The organism is Methanobrevibacter sp. (assembly GCF_051877095.1).
Taxonomy (GTDB): Archaea; Methanobacteriota; Methanobacteria; order Methanobacteriales; family Methanobacteriaceae; genus Methanocatella.
On sequence record NZ_JBJEIO010000005.1, the window covers coordinates 274,632 to 295,301 of the forward strand.

The following is a 20,670-nucleotide window of genomic DNA, read 5'->3' on the forward strand; positions in this document are numbered from 1 at the left end:
TTATTTATTTTTTTATATTATATATAATAAAATATGATAGAATATAATGAATTATTAAATAATATAATATTAATAAATATAGATAATATTGTTTTATTTAATTTATTTTTATTCATTATTTTTTCATTATTATTTTCACTTGCAATAGATGTCCTATTTGGTGAACTTCCAGGAAAAATACATCCAGTTGTAATTTTAGGCTCAATAATTGATTTTTTTAAAACAAAATTTATTAACATTAAAAATAAGATTTCTGGTCTATTGCTTGTTATATGTACCAGTATTATTTCAAGTATATTATTATTAATAATTTATATTATAATTAAAAATAATATTATTTTATTATTTTTAATATTTTCAATAATTTTATCATCAACATTTTCTATTAATATGCTTTTACAAACTGCAATTGATGTTAAAAATGATTTAAATGATAATATTGAAAAAGCAAGAAAATCAGTTTCATATTTAGTTAGTAGAAATACTGAAAAACTAACTGAAAGTTTCATTGTTTCAGCTGTTATTGAAAGTTTAACTGAAAATATAACTGATTCTTATGTTGCACCTATTTTTTATTATTTTATCTTTGGAATAATTATTTTATTGTGTCCAATACAATTTCAATTGTATTTTTTATTATTAGTGCCAATGTTATATAGACTTTCAAATACACAAGATGCTATGCTTGGTTATAAAACAGATGAATTAATTTATATTGGTTTTATACCTGCAAAAATAGATGATATATTAAATTATATACCTTCAAGAATTGCAGGATTCTTTATTGTAATATCTTCATTTTTACTTAATTTAGATTGGAAAAATAGTTTTAAAGTAATGATAAGAGATGCTAGAAAATGTCCGTCTCCAAATTCTGGTTATACAATGGCATCAACAGCAGGTGCACTTAATATTCAACTTATAAAAAAAGATACATATATTTTAGGAGATAATAATAAACCAATAATTGCTGATGATATTTCAAAAGCAGTTCAATTGTCTAAATTATCAATTATTTTATTTACAATAACAATTATTGTTTTATTTATAATAATTTATGTGATATTATGAAAATAGCTATTATTTCTGTTTCAAATAAAGGCCAAGAATTAGCTTTTAGATTAAAAAATAAATTAAATGAAGATTCAACTATCTTAAAAACTGATTTATATCATAAAAATGTTAAAAATCATTTCCCTATTTTATTTTATGAATATGATGCAATAATTGCAATAATGGCTTCTGGAATTTTAATCAGAGCTATTGCTCCTTTAATTGAATCTAAGATTACAGATCCTGCTGTTTTAAATGTTGATGATAATGGTAATTTTGTTATTTCTACTTTATCTGGTCATTTAGGTGGTGCTAATAACTTAACTAATAAAATTGCAAATTTAATTGGTGCAATACCTGTTGTTACAACTTCTACAGATGTTAATAAAAAGTTAGGAATAGATGTTTTAGCAAATGATCTTTATTTGTCAATTGAAAATACACATGAAATATTATTTTTTAATAAATCTATTTTAGAAGGTAAACAAATTAACTTTACAATTAATCCAAATAAAAATTTTAATTATTTATTCAATTATCTAAAAAATATTACACTTGAACTACATCTCTCAGTTTTTTACTCAGATGATATTAATACAGATGAAATTCATGTTACATTGGATAATCATAAAATAATCTTAAAAGAAAAGAGAATTGTTGTTGGAATTGGTTGTAGGCGTGGAAAGGAATGTTTAAAAATATATGAAGCATTAAAAAATTCTATAAATGAAATAAATATTGATAAATCTAGAATTAACCTGTTATCATCAGCTGAAATAAAAAGTGATGAACAAGGTATTTTAGAACTTTCAGATAAATTAAATATACCTATTAATTTTGTTGAATTGAATAAATTAAAACTTTTTGAGTCAAATGATATTCAAAAATCAGAATTTGTATATTCAAAATTTGGTATTTATGGTGTATGTGAACCTTCTGCATTAATTACAGCAGGCTTTGATTCTAAGTTAATATATAAAAAAACATCTTATGATGGTGTTACAATAGCTATTGCAATTTCAAAATAAATAATAAAAAAAGAAAAGGAATTAGATTGATTCTAATTTAGATAAAACTTCCCAAATTAATGTTCTTGCATGAACAGGGATGTTTGGATCATTACTGATTTCATCTAATTTTCCTAAAACAGTACTTATTTTCACAGATTCATCTTGTTCTTCATCTTTTAATAATATACTGGATTTTTCTGCAGCCTCTCTGATATTACGAGGTACAGTGTTGTTATCTGCGATATATTCAAGTATTTCACAAACTTCATTGATTTGATTACTCATAATACTCCCTCCAAAATATGTTACTAAAAACAGTTAATAAAATTATTTATTAATATCTATATTTGTTTATAATCTCTTTAAATATTTTGTGGTAAATCATTTATTTTTATCAGTAGAAAAATATATAATTATTAAAAAATAATTATAATGTATGTCAGATGTAAGTAAAACTACTATAAATCTTCCCGTTGATTTAAAAAAAGAATTAAAAAAATGGCTATAGATGAAGATACTTCACTATCTGGATTAATTATTACAATGATTCATGAAGGAATGGAAAAAAGAGAAAATAATAATAATTTTTATTCAGAAGAAGAGGATATTTAATCTTCAACTGAATTTAACATATATGTTACAAATTGAGTTTTAGCATTTTCCTCAACAAAAATTGCTAGTAATTTTGCTTCTTTTAAATTTTTGCCAACACAAATCACACCATGATTTTTTAAAATTAATACATCTTCATTTTCAATGCTTTTACTAGCATTTTTAGCTAATTCAATAGTACCTGGTTTATAATATTCAATTGAAGGTAAATAAGGATTTTTTATTTCCCCAAATCCTTCTAATCTTTTAATTTTTTTAGATGAAAAAGCAAATCCAGTGGCATATGTTGAATGAGTATGAACAATAGCATTTATATCTGATCTTTTTTTATAAATTTCTAAATGCATATCTACTTCTGAAGATGGTTTTCCTTTAGTTAGTATATTTCCATCCATATCAACTAATACAATATCCTCTTCTTTTAAATCTGATAAAGATTTCAATGTTGGAGTAATAGCAATAATATCACCAGTACTTCCTTTAATTCTTTTACTTATATTTCCAGCTTTTCCAGAAACTAATCCTTTATTGTAAATTTCGTTAGAAACGTTAATAATTTCTTTAATATATTTTTTCATTAAATAACCTCATTCAATAAATTTTAAATGTTTATATTTACCTTTATGAATTACAGGGACTTCTGCAGGTGTTGGTTCAATATTGTAAATTTTCTGGAATTCAGTTTGAGTCTGGAAAGTACCAGAATTAATTAAGTGAATTCCTTTGAATTTTCTATATGTATTAATATGAACATGACCTGTATGGAATATGTCTGGTAATTCATCAATTACTAAGTAATCTTCAAGTTCTGATGCAAGAGGAGTTCTTTCACCATAGATTGGAGCTAAATGTCTTTTTTTCAATAATTCTTCCATTAATAAGTCGTTTCTTTCATGAGTAAATTCTTTAACAGCCATTACTAAATCATCAAAACTACGGCCATGGTATATTAAAACATTAATCCCATCAAGGGATACGACACCTGGATTTGATATAAATTCTACATTATCAAGTTCATAAAGTGCTTTTGCATATTCTTCGGGTACAGCAGGTTGTGGTTCTGCTACTCTTGATGCATCGTGGTTTCCAGGAGCAATAATAATTTTAATATCACTTCTAATATTTCCTAAAAATCTAGCAGCTTCATTATATTGTTCAGTAATATCTTTTATTGCTAATTCTTTATCTTGATTTGGATAAACACCAATACCATCTACAATATCTCCACCAATAACGAGATATTTAATATCTTCAGCAATTCTTCTTTGCTCTTCTGAACCATATTCACAGTTTATCCAATCAATAAATCTCTGGAATGCATCTTCAAGAAATGTTAAACTTCCAATGTGAACATCAGATAAAAAAACAATTCCAAAATCCATTTCTTTATCTGGGACTCTTAAAACACCTGGATCAATGATTTGTTGAGCAAATGCAAATCCTGGATCATCACTTTTATTTGCAATAACACCAATAACTTCATCTTTTACGAGTTTTTCAGCTTCAGCAAATAATTCTTCGTTTTTATTTGAAAATAAAATTGAGATTGTTCCAGTATCATCTTCAAATTCAATAATTTTATGACCATTTTTACTGATTTTAATATCTCTAATCATTAGAATTAAGCTTAATGTATCTTGTGAATCATCAATATCTGCAATTTTAGTATAATTTCTAAGTTCAGGTCTTTTTGATAGTATATTAGCTAATTTTTCGTATCTACTTTTAAAATAAGAAATTAAGTTTTCAAGTTCACCACTTGTATATGATTTTTTTGAAGTGTCTTGTATGATTTTAAAATCATATTCAACATTGGTTTTTTGTTCATTTCTTTTGAACTTAATTTTTTCATCTTTAATTGTTTCAGATGCTTCCAAAATCTCTTTGTTAATGTATTTTTCAGAAGTATCACTTTCTTTTTTTAAGTTATTAATGGTGTCATTTTTTAATTTATCTTCTGTTTTTTTGTCAACTTCAGGTTTTGATTTAATTTCAGCAGAAGATATTTCATTTATAGTTGGTTTTTGAGTATCGATTTCATCATTTGGAGTTTTAAATTCTTTTATTAATGTTTTTTGAGTGTTAGATTCCTCTTTTTTAATACCATTAATTTCATCAACCATTTCACCACTAACAGACACTAAATCTTTTGGTGAAAATTCATTGCTTTTTAATTTAACTATTAATGATGATGCATAATTTACAGGATCATCAGCATTTATAACTTTATTATATGCTTCAGGTGATAGGTTAATTCCTTTTTTTGCAAATTTTAATAGAATTTTATTAGTTGACATGTTAGTTAAAATTTTTATTTTTTATGTTAATAAACTTTGAGAATTTTGCTTTTTAATTTTTATTTTTCCTTATTATATTTCATTAATTAGTTATCTTTATTATACATTAAAAATAGAAATTATCATATTATAAGTTAAAATAATGATTGTGATAAAATGGCGAATAAATTTGTTAGAATTATTTTAATAGTTGTTTTATTTGTTATATTTTTTGAAGTAGGTCTTTTTAGTTCTTATACTATTGTTACTGCTGAAGCTCCTAACATTCAAGGATTAATTGATATGCAAATACAAAAGATATCTTCTATTTTAAATCCTGAGACTGTTAATGAAGCTTTAATAAAAGATCCAACTCCAATTAATATTACTAATAAAAAGGATGTTGCGCTTAAGATGCAAGACCTGTCTAAGGTTGATGGAGTTAATATTGATTCAATGAATATAACTACACGTGATAATACTGATAGCGGTAAAAATTTCACTGTAATTATTGAAGCTTTAGGTTATGCTTCTCCTAATTCAACTTCAGGACAAATAGTTATTAGTCAAGACCCATCTTATAAGATTATAGCTTCTGCGCCTGCATCTTATAAAAGTAATGGAATAATGGCTGATACGAATTCCATGATTATAACTTCAGTTTTAAAATTATATTAGTGGTAAAATGATTTATGTAATAGGTATTGGTCAAAATAGAGAAAATATGACATTAGGTGCTTTAAAAGCTATTGAAGAGTCTGATGTTATAATAGGTTATAAAAAATATATTGATCAAATTGAAGATTTAATTCAAGATAAAGAAATCATTAAAAAAGGTATGGGTGATGAAATAGCTAGAGCAGAATTTGCTATTCAGAAAAGCTTGGAAGGCAAAACTGTTTCATTAATTAGTTCTGGAGACCCAGGTGTATTTGGAATGGCAAATGTATTATATCAGATTGTTAGTAAATATGAAGATATTGAAATGAAAGTTATTCCTGGTGTTTCAGCATTAAATTATGCTTCTAGTTATTTAGGAGCACCTTTAAATGATTTTGCAGCTATTAGTTTAAGTAATATTTTAACTCCATTATCTGAAATTGAAAAAAAATTAAAATATGCTCTTAAAGCTGATTTAATAGTTGCAATTTATAATCCTATTAGTAAAACTCGTAAAGAACCATTTATAAGATTTAAACAATGTGTTTTAGATATTAAAGATGAGAATACTTTAATTGGTATTGTTAATAGTACATATAATCCTCCAAAGGAAACAATTGTTAAAATTAAAGATTTAACTGAAGATATGGTTAATATGTCTTGTACTTTAATTGTTGGAAATGATTTAACATATGTTCAGGATGGAAAACTTGTAACACCTAGAGGATATGTAATTAGGTCTAAAATTCATGAATTATCACAAAATCATTATGAAAAATTTTTGAATGGGGAAATTGCTTCTGGTCCAAACAGGGAATGTGAATTTTACCCATGTCATTATGAGGGACAGTATTGTGATTTCTGTTATTGTCCATTTTATCCATGTGGAGATTCTTCAACAGGAGGAGAATGGATTAAAGGTAAGCAGGTTTGGAATTGTAAGAATTGTACATGGTTACATAATAAAGAGAGTGTTGAATGTTTACGTCCATCTTTTGAAGAGATTTTTGAAGATGTTGAAAATTTAAAATCAAAGAAAAAGACTTTACTAAAACTTAGAAGAGCATGTCTATTAAAAAATGATCCAAATGATCTTTAGTGGTGTTTTAAGTGTCAATTAAAAATCTTTTAATAGAAATGAAAAATATGTCGGAACTTATGGTAGATTTAGCTTATTCAGCTGTTTTATTTAATAGTAAAGATGCGGCTGAAGAAGTAATTACATTAGAAAATGAAGTTAATGCAATGAATTATGAAATTAAGAAAGAATCATTAGTTGCAGCAAGATCATATGAAGATGCTGAAAAATTAACTGCATTACTTGAAATTGCAGAAGCTGCTGAAAGTATGGCAAATGCAGCAAAAGATCTAGCTGATTTAGTACTTACTGGTTTCAAACCACATCCAGTATTTAAAATGGTAATGGAAGAATCTGATAAAAGTATTGTTAGAGTTAAAGTTAGTGAATCATCTGAATTATCAAATAACACGTTAGGTGATTTACTTTTAGTTAATCGTACTGGTATGAAAGTAATTGCTATTAGAAGAGGTGTGTCTTGGATTTATGGTCCAGATAAAAATACCATGATTTTACCTAATGATGTATTAATTTTAAAAGGTACTGATGAAGGTGCTGAATTATTGGAAAAACTTGCTTCTGGAACTTGTTCATTAGAAGATATTCCAGATGAATTAGAAGAAGATGAAGAGTGATTGAAATGATTATGGGTAGTGATATGTGTGAAAAAACAGCAGAAGAAGATACGCAGCTCACTATCTACTCGAAGATTATATGAATTCTTTAGTGAGCATAATAGTGTTATAAAAGAAGGATTAGTTGCTCTTTTAATTTGTGCTGTTGGTGATTTAATAGCAGGTATTATATTAGGTAAGATGACTTTCTTCTTTGAAACATTTCCAGGTTTATTAGTTCTTATTCCTGGGGCTATTGGAATGAGAGGAAATATTTTTGGATCATTTGCTTCAAGATTATCTACAAGCTTACACATAGGATTAATATCTCCACAATTTGAATTTTCAGAGGATTTAAATAATAATATCTTTTCATCCTTTGTCTTAACATTAATTTTATCAATATTTTTAGCTATCATAGCCAAGATATTTTGTATCTTGTTGCATTATCAATCAATGGATTTAATTGATTTTATATTGATTTGTACAATTGCAGGATTACTTTCTAATTTAGTTATGCTTCCAATTACAATGTTTATTTCATTTAAAAGCTTTGAATATGGTTGGGATCCAGATAATATTACAAGTCCAATAATTGCAGGATTTGGGGATTTATTTACTCTTCCAGCTATTATTGTTTCAATATTTATACTTAATGCATTAAACTTTAATTTAATAGTTAAGAACATAGTTTCAATATTAATAGTAATTGTAATTTTAATAAGCTTTATTTATTGTTATAGATTATCTGATGAAACTAAAACTATTTTAAAACAATCTACTCCTATATTGATTTTATGTTCATTTTTAGGAGGTTCTGCTGGTGGAATTTTAAATAGTTCAGTTGAAACATTACTTACAAATCCTAGTTTACTTACATTAATCCCATTATTTTCTGGGGAAAGTGGAAGTTTAATCAGTATTTTAGGTGCAAGATTATCATCAGGCCTTCACTCAGGTTTAATTGAACCATTATCAAAACCTAAAGGTGAAGCATTTCATAATTTCGGTATTTGCTTTATATTATGTATTATAATCTTCCCTTTAATTGGAATATTAGCTGAAGCATCATCAATTTCACTTGGAACAATTAGTGTTGGATTTGATAAAATAATTCCAATCAGTACATTATCAGGTCTTATTTTGGTTTCAATAATGGTCTTTATTGTTTATTATATCTCAACAGTTTCATATAATAATAATTTAGATCCAGATAATATTGTGATTCCAATTTCAACCAGTGTAACAGATTCAATATCTAGTCTTGTCTTGATTTCAGTATCATTATTGATATTGGGTACTTTAATTTAATACCAAGTTTTTAAAACGAATTGGCATTCATTTGTTATGAAGTAATCGTATTTTAGTTTATTATTATCAAAATTTTTTGGGACATTTACTAAAACGGCTTTCGCTTGAGGTTTGTTAAAGTGAATAAATACAACTGCACTTGTATCATCGTAAAAATTGATTTTATCATTTAGATAAATTTTATCTGACATTGTATTTTCCCAATATTTTCCTTTAATAACTTTTGTTGTATCCACAATATATTTTAAATCATATTTTTCGTTGTTGTCGATTAATAGATAATAGTTTGAGCTTTTTAAATTTCCTTTAAAAACTTTAAAATAATTACAACTGTGATATTTTTGATTATGATTATGATTACATTTTCCATTATTTTGAAAGTCTTTAAGTACATACTTTTTGTAAAAGTCACATTTCACTAATCTGTTGAGTGAAAATATGTTGTTTGATTCACTATCTGAACCAATTTTTACACTTGAAATTGACCTCTTATTTGGGATTAATTCCATTGATGAGTGAAGTTTTGATTTGAATATCTGCTCATCTACAAGCTTTTTATAGTTTTTTCCAAGTGATACTAATTTTGAATAAGAAACACTGTTTGGAATAATTTCACCACCTTCATTTATAATTGCAAGTCCTGGTGTTCCTTTATCATATTCAAACCATTTTTCTGGTACTCCTGGATTATTGATTAAGTTATCAATAACTTCGCTAGTTAATATTTCCATATTCTCTTTTTCTTGTGCTTTAATAATTTTATCTGTTGTATTTTCATAGGAGGATAGAATAACTCCAAGAATCAATAGAACTATTAATAAAACCACTGTAATTTCTATAGTCATACTTCCTTTATTATCCATTATTAATCAATCCCGTATTTTTTTCTATGAGATGAATCTAAAATTAAGCTATTCAAGTCGTATGGATCTATTTTTTTAGCATTGTAATGGTCTGCAAATACGACATGATCTGAACAGGATAATGTTTCATTATTTAGAAGAGTATGAGTCTGTATGAATACTTCAAAACCATAATGAGGACATTTTCCTTTTCCTTCGAGTCTGCATAAATAACAGCTACCATCTGCACTTTCATGGAAATATCCTTGTTTAAGACAATCTTTAAGTACTCCTGGATCTCCATGATGGATATATGGGTCATATGGACATTTTTTAATGTATAATGGTGCTGTAGCTCCGAGGTATGATTCTGGAGAATCTAAATTATGCAATAACATGTATGCAGACAAGCTTGCTTTATAATGTATTTGATTATTGTAAGTTAGAATTCCTGATAAGAGGGATAATTTAGCAATTGGTAGAGGATCTTTTAAACCTTCGACAGATGCATTTTTTTCAATTATTTTAGAATATTTTTCGTTGTCTTTTTGAATGTTTAATTTAACTTTAAAGAGTATTTTCCAAGGTGAATCGGTATTTTCTACAGATAAAACTTCAGATGTAATTTTTGTACTGTATTTTTCTTCATATTCTTTATTTTTTTCATCTAAAATTTTATTTAGGTTCTTTTTTATTTGTTTTTCACTATTTGTTACAGGTAGTCCAGTAAAAACTTTTTGTGTAGCTCTAGCTATTGCATCTCGTCCATAGATTTCTAAGTTTTGTGTATAATCTCCAACAATATATTTGAAATTATCATTGGCTTGAGAGTCAATATTTTCATTTTGAATATAATTTATGGAGGATACAACAAAAATACAAATCAATAATAATGAAACAATTAAAATAGCAGTTGCTCCCACAATTAAATTTCCTTTAGAGTCTATTTTCATTTTTAAAAATTTATGTTGAAATTTATAAATGTATTTTGTAAGTGCGACTATGTGATTTTGTGAGAAAAAGTATTATTTTTCTTTAAAATATTTAAAATTAATAATAAAAAAAATAATTATTTATATCATTTAATTATAAATTATACTTAATAGAATATATATGGAGGATTTACATGTCTGATACTGTAAGAACATGGCGTCATATTCAACAAAGATATAACCTCATTGGTACTAAATGTAACACTTGTGGAGAATTATTTTTCCCATCTCGTGTAGTTTGTCCTAATTGTAGAAGAAAAGGAGATCTTGAACCTTTCCAATTTTCTGGAAAAGGTAAAATTTATACATTTTCTGTAATTAGATCAGCACCAGATGATTTTAAAAAGGTAGCTCCTTATGCTGTAGCTGTAATTGAGTTAGAAGAAGGAGCAAAATTAACTTCACAACTTGTAGATTGTGATGTTGATGACCTTGAAATCGGTGATGATGTTGAAATGGTATTTAGAAAAATAAGAGAAGATGGAAAGGATGGAGTTATCTCTTATGGATACAAATTCAAAGTTGTCAAATAATACTGGTGTGATTTTAGTAAGCCATGGTAGTACTTTACCTTTTGCAGAAGAAGTCTTTAGGGAAATTAAAGAAAAATTCATCAAAAAAAGTGGTTTAGTCGCTGAAATTGGTTATATGAAAGTTTCTGAACCTACTATTGCGGGTGCTGTTGAAATACTAAAGGAACAAGTTGAAGATTTAGATAATATTATTGCACTTCCAGTATTTTTAGCTCCGGGAATTCATACAAATATTGATATTCCTCAATTATTAGGTCTTGAACCTTTAGAAGTTGATCCTAGATGTCCTGATGGAAATTATCCTGCAGATCATTACTTATCAATAGCTAAAGACATTGAATTTGATGGTAAAATAGATTTATTAAGTTCAATTGGGCCACGTGATGAACTATTAGAGATTATTGATAAAAGGATTAATGAAGCCTTACTTGAATCTAAACTAAATGATGATGCAAAAACAGGTATTTTACTTGTTACTCATGGTTCTAGATTAAATTATAACAAGGAATTTGCTACTGCATTATATAATAAATTTGAAAAAAATTGTGATTTACCATCTAGTTTTGGATTTATGGAATTATGTGGACCTAGTATTCCTGAATCTATTAATAAGTTAGTAGATGAAAATGAACTTGAAAGATTAGTTGTTGTTCCAGTATTTATTGCTCCTGGAATGCATACAACTCATGATATTCCACATATATTGGGATTTTTAGATGATCATGAACATAAACATGAACATTCTCATGAACATGGTCATGGCCATGATCATACTCATGATTTGACCCCAGTTGATTTTGATGGTGAAATTCTCTATCCAGAGCCTATTAAAGCAGATGATATCTTAATAGATATTTTAGTTAAAATGGTTAATGAAAAATTATAATTTTTCATATTTTTTTTTGAGAAATTATCTTTTAAAGATAACTTAATAAAATTTAATAATAATTTGATTCAAAGGAGTATAATATGATTGATAAAAAAACAGGAATATTACTTTTAAGCCATGGTTCTAGATTAAAAGATGGTGAAGAAGTAATCAAAGCTTATAAAGAAATGTATCAAGAGGAATTTCCAGAAGCTATTGTTGAATATGGGTTTATGGAAATTAGAAAACCAGGTATATCTGAATCTATTAAATCTTTAACTCAAAAAGCTGATTTAGAAAAAATAATTGTTGTGCCAGTATTTGTTGCACATGGGTTACATACTAAAAGGGATATTCCAAAGTTACTTGGAATTGAAAGTGATTTTGAAGAGGAAGATTCTCATGATCACCATAATCATGGACATCATCACCATCACCATCACCACCATGACCATGATGAAGAGGCTGTTGAATTTGATGGTGAAATCATTTTAACAGACCCTCTTGGTGTTGATAAGCGTATGTATGAAATTATTAAAGACAGAGTTTCAGAACATTTATAATTCTGAAACATTTTACTTATTTTTTTATTATTTCACTAGAAATAGTACTCATGTAATTTTAATTTTAAAAGTTTATACTTTCTATAAGAATATTTATTTAATCTAAAATTTATATTATATTCATGACTAAAATCTCAGGTATCGGTGAAAAAGAATTAGTTAGGTATATTATAGCTAATTCAAAAGAAATAATTCCAGATGATACTGCAATTATATCATTAAATGATTCAAATTTGATTTCAACATGTGACATGCTTATTCAGTCTAGACATTTTCCAGAAAATATGTCTTATTTTGATATGGGATTTAAAGCTGTTACTGTTAATGTGAGTGATTTAGCTGCAATGGGATCTAAACCATTAGGATTTTTATTATCAATAGCTTTGCCTAAAGATTTGGAACTAGATTCTTTTAAAGAGATTATTAATGGTGTTTTGAAAGCGTGTGATATTTATTCAATTCCATTAATTGGTGGAGATACAAATGAAGCATCTGAGATTATAATTTCTGGAACTGCATTAGGCTTATGTGATAAACCATTAATGAAAAATTCTTATAAAAAAGATGATTTGATAGCTATTACGGGAGATATTGGGCTTGCTGCGCTTGGATTTAATTTAGATATTGAAGATAATATTTATACTAAAAAAGCTTTAAAACCAAGGGCTAGGATTAAGGAAGGAGAAATTTTAAAAAAATATGGTGCTACATCAGCTACGGATATTACCGATGGTCTTGCAAGTGAATTGTATGAGATTAAACAAGATGGATTTGGATTCATGATTCATGAAGACCTCATAGGGATATCTGATGAATATAAAAAGATAGCTAGTAATCTTAATTTAAATTATTTAGACTTGATTTTACATGTTGGTGAAGACTTTGAGCTTCTTTTTACAATTTCTAGAGAAAATATTGAAAAATTACCAATTGATTATAAGGTAATTGGTGTTGTAAATGATTCTGATGTTATTGAAATTACTTTAGAAAATGGATTAATTGAAAAAATTGAAAATAAAGGTTATGAGCACTATGTTAGTGAGTAATGATTTATATAAAAAAAGTTCTAAAACACAAAAAATAAGATGTGAAATTTGTGCAAATTACTGTAAAATTGTTGAAGGTAAATATGGAATTTGTAATCAACATAAAAACATTAATGGAGAGCTATTTAATGAATCATATGGAATTGTTTCATCTTTAAGCCCAGATCCAATTGAAAAAAAGCCTTTAAATAAATTTTTACCAGGTACATTTACATACTCAATAGGTGGTTTTGGGTGTAATATGGGATGTTTACATTGCCAGAACTATATGATATCCAAAGAATATGAAGATTATTCAAGAGGTATTAAAATAACACCAGAAGCGATTGTAGAAAATGCAATTAATTATAATTGTAAGTCAATTGCTTGGACATATAATGAACCTACTATACACTTACCATTCAATGAGAAAACTTCTTTACTTGCAAGACAAAAAAACTTGAAGGTAATTTATGTTAGTAACGGATACTTTTCAGATAAGTCTATTGAAGAGGTTTTAACATTCGTTGATGCTTTTAATATAGACTTGAAATCTATGTCAGAAAATTTTTATAAAAAAGTTTGTGGAGCAGACTTAGATGTTGTTCTTGATAATTTGAGAAGAATTTATCAAGAAGGAAAACATTTAGAAATTACAAATTTAATTATTAATGATTATAATGATTCAATAGAAGAAATTAATTATTTATGTGATTTTGTTGTTAATGAATTGGGTCCAGAAGTGCCACTTCATTTTTCAAGGGCTTTCCCTTATTATATGATGAATGATATTTCCCCAACAAATCATGAAACCTTATTTAAAGCACGTGACATTGCAATTAAAAAAGGAATTTCGAATGTTTATTTGGGTAATATTTAAAAAAAGTAAATTAAAAGTTAGTTATTCTGAAAAACTAACTCTTTCGAATTTTTCAATTGTTTTAAGTGATTTAGTTGCATCTACTCCAATTTTAGTAGTAGTTCCATCACTTTCAGCAACAGGATCAAGAGATGATCCACGTACATTAGGAACAATCATTATGTCTCTATCACCTTTAACACGTGTAGCTATTGCATATTCAACATCTTCAGCATCAAATACATTAACATCTGTATCTACAACAACACAATGTTTAAGTGAAGGATGAGCAGATAATGCGGCCATAATAGCATTTTTACCATCACCTTCTGTCTGTTTATTAATTGAAACAACAGAATGTAACCAACAACAACCACCTTCAGTTAAAACAACATTTTCAACTGTAGGAACTGCATTTTTAACAGATTTGAATATTCTTGGTTCTTGAGGAAGACCTTGTAATAGTTTATGTTCAAATCCTGCTGGTAAAATTGCATGATAGTAAGGATTATCCTTTTTAATGTGCATTTTTTCTAAGTTAATAATTGGTTGCTCACGGATAATATCATAAGTGTCAGTTAAATCAACAAATGGACCTTCAGAAATAGTTTCTGTTACTGAAATCTTACCTTCTAAGATAATATCTGCTGGTGGTACTTCTAAATTTCCACATTTGATTAATTCAAGTTCACCATTTTTAAATGCATTTGCAACTTCCATTTCATTATAGTCAATAGGTATTGAAGTAGTACTTGCAAGTAAAATTGCAGGATCCATCCCAATATCTATTGCGATTTCTAGGTCTTTACCTTCTTTTTGAGCATTTTCAAAATAGGTATAAAGATTTCTAGGAACAATCCTAATAACTAATCTTTTATTATCAAGTACCATCATTCTATGAATTGATGCATTTTGAATTCCAGTCACTGGATCACGTGCAAACACTACACCTGCAGTAATGTAAGCTCCACCATCTCTTGTATAATGAGTTAAAATAGGAATTTTATCTAAATCAATATCTAATGTTTCATATTGGGAAAAATCAGTGTATTTATTTACTTTAATTGGATTTTCCATAGCTTCAATGATTTTTTCAGTAATTTCAGAGACTTCACAATTAATGGATTTTGCGATTTTATCTCTAGTATTACATATTCCTGAAATAACTGGAATATCGAAACCTTTTACATTTTTTATAATTACAGTGTCTTTTGGATATTTTCTTAAAATTTTTGCGACTTCAAACTCGCTTGAAAGCTCTTCAGTAATTTCTATAATGTTTTCATCTTCTAATATCATAGTATCCCTATAAGTTAATTTTTTTGTTTTTTAATTTTCCAAGAAGTTCTGTAATAGAAGGATTGTCAATAGATAGGATTTCTGCTGCGAGAACTGCTGCATTTTTACTATTGTTTATTCCTACAGTTGCAACAGGAACTCCTGGTGGCATATTAACGGTGGTAAGCATATAATTATCCCCATTTTCATTAGTGCAAGGAACACCAATTACTGGTCTATCAGTAAGACCTACAATTCCACCAGTTACTTGAGAAGAGTTAGAGCTAATTCCAATGAATATTTTAGCGTTTTTCATTGATTTAACATAATTTGTAAATTTTTGAGTGGATCTAATCGGACAGACAACTTTGATATCATGTGAAATTTTAAGTCTACTTAATATTACTGAAAGTTTTTTTGCAATGACAACATCTGTTTGTCTTCCAACAATAATTACGACAGTAGCATCTTTATTTTTGCAACCAGGGTCTTCTTCATTTACTTCAGCTTCATTAATATTAAGATCTTTAATTCTTAAAAAATCATTTTGGATGAATTTTTTATCTTCAATTTTTTGTATAATTTCTTCGTTACTATTTTCAACTTTTAAAGCATATTCTTTTCTTAAATTAATTACTTTTTGACGTACTTCTTCATCATGGAGTCCAATAAATTGTGCAGCTAGTATTGCAGCATTATCTCCTCTATCAATTCCTACAGTGGCAATTGGGGAAGGATAAGGCATTTGAACAATGGATTCTAATGCATCAAGACCATCTGTTTTAACATCTACTGGTACGCCGATAACCGGTCTTGGTGTATAAGCTGCTATTGCACCAGGTAAGTGTGCAGCAAGACCTGCAATACCAATAAATACTTCAATTCCAGCATTAGTACCTTGAACAACAATTTCACGGACTAAATTAGGTGTTCTGTGAGCTGATGCGATTTTTAAACTATATGGTATTTCTAGTTTTTCTAATATTTTCATACTTTTTTCAGCTATAGCGATATCTGATCCACTGCCAAGAATAATCATTATCTTTGGTGTCATTTAAAATCCTCTATTTCATATAATTGTTTATTAACTATTACTTATTGATTTTAAAATATATAATATTAAAGTATCATTGAAAGGTTAATCCTATTTCTTTTTAAATCAATGTCTAAAACTTTCACATCAACAATATCTCCGATGCTAACGATATCAAGGGGATGTTTTACAAATTTGTCTGCAACTAATTGTGAAATATGAACTAGTCCATCTTGATGAACTCCAATATCAACAAATGCTCCAAAATCTACTATATTTCTAACAGTTCCTTGCATTATCATACCTATTTCTAAGTCTTCAATTGATAATACATTTTTTCTAAGCATAGGTTTTGGCATATCCTCACGTGGATCTCGTCCAGGTTTTTTAAGTTCTTTAATAATATCTTTTAATGTTTCTTGACCAACATCTAATTCATCTGAAATTTTGTTAATGTCAATATTATCTAATTTTAAATTTGGGTTTCCAATATCATTAACACTATAATTTAAATTTTCAAGTAGTTTATAAGTAATATCATATGATTCAGGATGTATTGTAGTATTATCAAGAGGATATTCTGGATTTTTAACTTTAATAAATCCTGCACATTGTTCATATGTTTTTTTACCAAGTTTTTTAACTTTTAATAATTCTTTTCTAGAGTTAAAGCTTCCATTTTCTTCTCTGTAATTTATAATATTCTTAGCAGTAGTATTTCCAATTCCGGATACATAATTAAGTAAGCTTACAGATGCAGTATTTAAATCTACACCTACTTCGTTTACTACTTTTTCAACAACACCAGTTAATGAGTTATTTAATAATTTCTGATTCATATCATGTTGGTATTGTCCAACTCCAATGGATTTTGGGTCAATTTTTACGAGTTCTGCTAATGGATCTTGAAGTCTTCTGGCAATTGAAATAGCACTTCTTTCTCCTTCAGAAAAATCAGGAAATTCTTCATCAGCATATTTTGAAGCTGAATAAACGGATGCTCCAGCTTCATTTACGATGGTATATTCTACTTTAGTGTTTTTAATTATTTCAGCAACAATTTGTTCTGATTCCCTTGAAGCAGTTCCATTCCCAATAGCTATTACATTAATATTATATTTATCAATTAATTTTCTAACGGTTTCAATTGATTCTTTAACTTTATTTTGAGGTTGTGTTGGATAAATTAATGCAGTATCAAGGACTTTACCTGTTTTATCGATGATTGCTAGTTTACATCCGGTTCTGAAAGCAGGGTCCCATCCTAATATGGTTTTTCCAACAAGAGGACTTTCCATTAATAGTTGATTTAGATTTTTTGCAAATACTTCAATTGATTTTTCTTCTGCTTTTTCAGTTAGGTAATTTCTGATTTCCCGTTCTATTGCAGGTGAAATTAATCTTTTATAAGCATCTTCAACAGATTCTTTGATAATTTTTGTCGTATATGGATTATATTCAATTTTTTCAGGAATTTCTGAGATGTTTTTTAGAATGTGTCTATTTAGATATTTAATTATTTCATCACTATCACATGTGATTTTACCTTTAATAATTCCTTCTTTTTCTGCTCTATTAATCGCTAAAATCCTGTGTGGAGGTATTTTTTTAATGTTTTCTGAATAATTATAGTAAAGATCGTATTCAGTTGATTCTTCATTATTTTTAGCTTTTGTTTCGATTTGACCAGTATAAAAGGTATTTTGCCTAATTTTTTTTCTAAATTCAGAGTTGTCTGAAATTTCTTCAGCTATGATGTCTTTGGCACCTTGAATTGCTTCTTCAATGGTTTTAACTTCTTCAGTTATGTAATTTTTAGCAATAGTTTCTATTTTTTCTTTAGTTTCTTGTTTTAATATTATTGATGCTAAAGGTTCAAGACCTTTTTCACGAGCTTTTGTTGCTCTTGTTTGTTTTTTAGTTTTGTATGGTCTGTATAAATCTTCAAGTTCAACTAGTGTTTTAGAATTGAGAATATTGTTTTTTAAGTTATCATCTAATTTTCCAAGCTCATTTATTCTTTTAATGATTTTTTCTTTTTTATTTTCTAAATTTCTAAGATATTTTAATCTTTCATCAAATTTTCTAAGAGTAACGTCGTTTAATGAGCCAGTAACATCTTTCCTATATCGTGCAATGAATGGTATTGTGTTTCCATCATCAATTAATTGGATTACCTTATTAACTTGCCAATTAGATAGGTTTAATTCTTTTTCGAGTGTTTTTGCTATCATTTTTTCACATAAATTAATTTAATCTTTCTATTACTATTTATATGTTATAAAAAATATAATTAATACTATAGTAATTTGTAATGGTGAATTTTAATGTATTGGTTTTTTGTAATTCTTTCTTTTTTGCTTGCAGGTGTAAAAACTCAAAAACCTAATAAATATAAAAAAGTTTCAGTTATCATTCCAGCATTTAATGAAGAAGATACTGTAGCTAAGGTTGTACAGGTAGTTAAGAAAGTATCCTTTGTTGATGAAATCATTGTTGTTAATGATGGATCATTGGATAATACTGAAGCAGAAGCCTTAAAGGCTGGAGCTACTGTAATTAATCATGATATTAATAAAGGAAAAGGGGAAGCTCTAAAAACAGGATATAGATGTTCTGAATGTGATATCATTGCATTTATTGACGCGGATATCTATAATTTAACATCTAGTAAAGTTGAATCAATGATTAAACCTATTTTAGAGGGTAAAACAGATATTACTAAAACTAAATTTTCTCGTGCAAGTGGACGTGTTACGGAACTCACTGCTAAACCGTTACTCAACTTTTTTTTCCCAGAAATTTCATTTGAACAACCATTAAGTGGTCAATTTGCAGCACGTAAGGAAATTTTAAAAAAGATTAATTTTGAAAGTGATTATGGTGTGGATGTTGGTATTGTTATTGATGCTGATGTTTTAGGAATTTCTATCATGGAAGTTGACATTGGTGCTATTGAACATGACATGTCTTCACTTTCTGATTTGAATTTAATGGCTAATGAAGTTGTAAGAACAATTATAGGTCGTGCTAATAAGTACGGAAGAGTTACAATGATTGATGATATTGGATATTATATCAGGATGGCTATTGTTGGTTTATCTTTAGTAATTCTTGGATTATTTACAATTTTCTTTGTAAAATTTGTTCCATTATCTATAGGAGTTATAATTTCAATCATTGGTATTTTAATTGCAATTTTTTACATTATTAAAGTTATTATTAAATCGATTGTAATGTTTAGGAAGGCACCTGGAAGTAGTTTAATAAAATCTTTTGTTAAAATTCATTTTCCAATGATTATTTCAATAATAATATTACTTTTGATGATTTCAACATTTATTGGTGCAGCACACTTTGATCATGGAGTCTTATCTATTGAACCTAACTCTAGAAATTTAATAATCTATGCTGATGATTCTCCACAAGATACAATTTCTGTAAGAGGACCATATACTATTGATACTGCAATTGAAAATGAATCTAATCAAATACGCATGCCTTCGGATGCGATGATGACGCTGGGTATTGGTATTAATGATACAATTGAATTAGGCGGTAATATATATAAAGTAAATGAAACTAGATTTGGGGAACCTGATATTTTAAGGATGCCTATTGAAGTTAAAAAATTATTGCATGTTAAAAATGGTGAAGTAATTCAAAATAGTCGTTTAAAAGATATTTTTGATGGATCTTTAATTACTCATGCTTATGAATATAATAATACAACAATCAAGGAAAAATATTTCATTTCATCAAGTGAAAAACAATCATCTAAATATGAAATATTTTTAGATAATGAATCTATTGTATCCTCATATGGTTGTTTTAAAGAAAATAGTACCTATGATATTTCTGTAGGTGGAAGTTATGTAACTTCATTTAATTATAATGATAATTTAACTAAATCCTTTGAATATGGTAAGCATAATATAGAAATAGTATTTAACGGTACAAATTCCACCTCAATAAAACAGTTTGCTAGTGGAAATCAGGGTAATTTCTTAAATTTTAATTTTAAAAAGTAGTATAAATCTAAAAAGAATAATTTCTTTTAGAT

20 protein-coding genes and 1 pseudogene are annotated in these 20,670 nt (G+C 27.2%); 13 read left to right on the forward strand and 8 right to left on the reverse strand.

Annotation, left to right across the window (positions count from 1 at the left end):
* The first annotated feature begins 33 nt into the window (after positions 1-33).
* The gene (locus tag ACI389_RS04340) at positions 34-1,071 is read left to right on the forward strand and encodes a cobalamin biosynthesis protein (protein WP_439780317.1); all 1,038 of its coding nucleotides are present in this window, start codon (positions 34-36) and stop codon (positions 1,069-1,071) included.
* Positions 1,068-2,081 (forward strand): cobalt-precorrin 5A hydrolase, encoded by a 1,014-nt coding sequence (locus ACI389_RS04345; RefSeq protein ID WP_439780318.1) that lies wholly within the window; start codon positions 1,068-1,070, stop codon positions 2,079-2,081. Before ACI389_RS04340 ends, ACI389_RS04345 begins: the two co-directional genes overlap by 4 nt.
* Before the next feature lie 21 nt (positions 2,082-2,102).
* Here the strand turns inward: ACI389_RS04345 and ACI389_RS04350 are convergent, their stop codons facing one another.
* The gene (locus ACI389_RS04350) at positions 2,103-2,348 is read right to left on the reverse strand and encodes a UPF0147 family protein (RefSeq protein WP_439780319.1); all 246 of its coding nucleotides are present in this window, start codon (positions 2,346-2,348) and stop codon (positions 2,103-2,105) included.
* 151 nt (positions 2,349-2,499) lie between these two features.
* On the opposite strand from ACI389_RS04350, the pseudogene ACI389_RS04355 reads away from it, so the two are divergent.
* Positions 2,500-2,607 (forward strand): annotated as a pseudogene (locus ACI389_RS04355) (Met repressor); the annotation flags it as partial.
* 64 nt (positions 2,608-2,671) lie between these two features.
* On the opposite strand, the gene ACI389_RS04360 reads toward ACI389_RS04355, so the two are convergent.
* Entirely contained in the window at positions 2,672-3,253 is a 582-nt protein-coding gene (locus ACI389_RS04360) for a class II aldolase/adducin family protein (RefSeq protein WP_439780320.1), read from the reverse strand.
* A gap of 9 nt (positions 3,254-3,262) precedes the next feature.
* Positions 3,263-4,972 (reverse strand): DNA-directed DNA polymerase II small subunit, encoded by a 1,710-nt coding sequence (locus ACI389_RS04365; protein WP_439780321.1) that lies wholly within the window; start codon positions 4,970-4,972, stop codon positions 3,263-3,265.
* 156 nt (positions 4,973-5,128) lie between these two features.
* On the opposite strand from ACI389_RS04365, the gene ACI389_RS04370 reads away from it, so the two are divergent.
* The 4 genes from ACI389_RS04370 to ACI389_RS04385 are packed head-to-tail and all read left to right on the forward strand — an operon-like array spanning position 5,129 to position 8,614.
* Positions 5,129-5,629 (forward strand): hypothetical protein, encoded by a 501-nt coding sequence (locus tag ACI389_RS04370; RefSeq protein ID WP_439780322.1) that lies wholly within the window; start codon positions 5,129-5,131, stop codon positions 5,627-5,629.
* Between the two features lie 7 nt (positions 5,630-5,636).
* Entirely contained in the window at positions 5,637-6,710 is a 1,074-nt protein-coding gene (gene cobJ / locus ACI389_RS04375; RefSeq protein WP_439780323.1) for a precorrin-3B C(17)-methyltransferase, read from the forward strand.
* Positions 6,711-6,721: 11 nt separating this feature from the next.
* The gene (locus tag ACI389_RS04380) at positions 6,722-7,324 is read left to right on the forward strand and encodes a potassium channel family protein (protein WP_439780324.1); all 603 of its coding nucleotides are present in this window, start codon (positions 6,722-6,724) and stop codon (positions 7,322-7,324) included.
* A gap of 27 nt (positions 7,325-7,351) precedes the next feature.
* Entirely contained in the window at positions 7,352-8,614 is a 1,263-nt protein-coding gene (locus tag ACI389_RS04385; protein WP_439780325.1) for a magnesium transporter, read from the forward strand.
* Here the strand turns inward: ACI389_RS04385 and ACI389_RS04390 are convergent.
* Both ACI389_RS04390 and ACI389_RS04395 read right to left on the reverse strand, forming a co-directional pair.
* A complete protein-coding gene (locus tag ACI389_RS04390; RefSeq protein ID WP_439780326.1) occupies positions 8,611-9,477 on the reverse strand; it encodes a hypothetical protein in 867 nt (288 codons plus the stop codon). The two genes, ACI389_RS04385 and ACI389_RS04390, sit on opposite strands and share 4 nt — an antisense overlap.
* Positions 9,478-9,479: 2 nt before the next feature.
* Positions 9,480-10,409, reverse strand: coding sequence for a hypothetical protein (locus tag ACI389_RS04395; RefSeq protein WP_439780327.1), 930 nt, complete (start codon positions 10,407-10,409; stop codon positions 9,480-9,482).
* A gap of 173 nt (positions 10,410-10,582) precedes the next feature.
* On the opposite strand from ACI389_RS04395, the gene ACI389_RS04400 reads away from it, so the two are divergent.
* The 5 genes from ACI389_RS04400 to amrS all read left to right on the forward strand — a co-directional run bounded on the left by ACI389_RS04400 (position 10,583) and on the right by amrS (position 14,317).
* Positions 10,583-10,981 carry a Zn-ribbon domain-containing OB-fold protein gene (locus ACI389_RS04400; RefSeq protein ID WP_439780328.1) on the forward strand — a complete coding sequence of 133 codons (399 nt, stop codon included), beginning with the start codon at positions 10,583-10,585 and terminating at the stop codon, positions 10,979-10,981.
* Positions 10,953-11,867, forward strand: coding sequence for a sirohydrochlorin nickelochelatase (cfbA, locus tag ACI389_RS04405; RefSeq protein WP_439780329.1), 915 nt, complete (start codon positions 10,953-10,955; stop codon positions 11,865-11,867). Before ACI389_RS04400 ends, cfbA (ACI389_RS04405) begins: the two co-directional genes overlap by 29 nt.
* Positions 11,868-11,950: 83 nt before the next feature.
* A complete protein-coding gene (gene cfbA, locus ACI389_RS04410) occupies positions 11,951-12,412 on the forward strand; it encodes a sirohydrochlorin nickelochelatase (RefSeq protein WP_439780330.1) in 462 nt (153 codons plus the stop codon).
* 122 nt (positions 12,413-12,534) lie between these two features.
* Positions 12,535-13,458: a thiamine-phosphate kinase gene (gene thiL / locus ACI389_RS04415; RefSeq protein WP_439780331.1), complete on the forward strand. Its 924-nt coding sequence runs from the start codon at positions 12,535-12,537 to the stop codon at positions 13,456-13,458.
* Positions 13,445-14,317 (forward strand): AmmeMemoRadiSam system radical SAM enzyme, encoded by an 873-nt coding sequence (gene amrS / locus ACI389_RS04420; RefSeq protein WP_439780443.1) that lies wholly within the window; start codon positions 13,445-13,447, stop codon positions 14,315-14,317. The genes thiL and amrS overlap by 14 nt, the downstream gene beginning before the upstream one ends.
* A gap of 21 nt (positions 14,318-14,338) precedes the next feature.
* Here the strand turns inward: amrS and ACI389_RS04425 are convergent, their stop codons facing one another.
* From ACI389_RS04425 to ACI389_RS04435, 3 genes are all read right to left on the reverse strand, one after another.
* Entirely contained in the window at positions 14,339-15,595 is a 1,257-nt protein-coding gene (locus ACI389_RS04425; protein ID WP_439780332.1) for a UbiD family decarboxylase, read from the reverse strand.
* 7 nt (positions 15,596-15,602) lie between these two features.
* Positions 15,603-16,628, reverse strand: a complete 1,026-nt coding sequence (gene purE / locus ACI389_RS04430; RefSeq protein WP_439780333.1) for a 5-(carboxyamino)imidazole ribonucleotide mutase — start codon at positions 16,626-16,628, stop codon at positions 15,603-15,605.
* A 65-nt stretch (positions 16,629-16,693) separates the two neighbouring features.
* Entirely contained in the window at positions 16,694-18,841 is a 2,148-nt protein-coding gene (locus ACI389_RS04435; RefSeq protein WP_439780334.1) for a Tex family protein, read from the reverse strand.
* A 93-nt stretch (positions 18,842-18,934) separates the two neighbouring features.
* On the opposite strand from ACI389_RS04435, the gene ACI389_RS04440 reads away from it, so the two are divergent.
* The gene (locus ACI389_RS04440) at positions 18,935-20,638 is read left to right on the forward strand and encodes a glycosyltransferase (RefSeq protein ID WP_439780335.1); all 1,704 of its coding nucleotides are present in this window, start codon (positions 18,935-18,937) and stop codon (positions 20,636-20,638) included.
* The last annotated feature ends 32 nt before the right edge of the window (positions 20,639-20,670 follow it).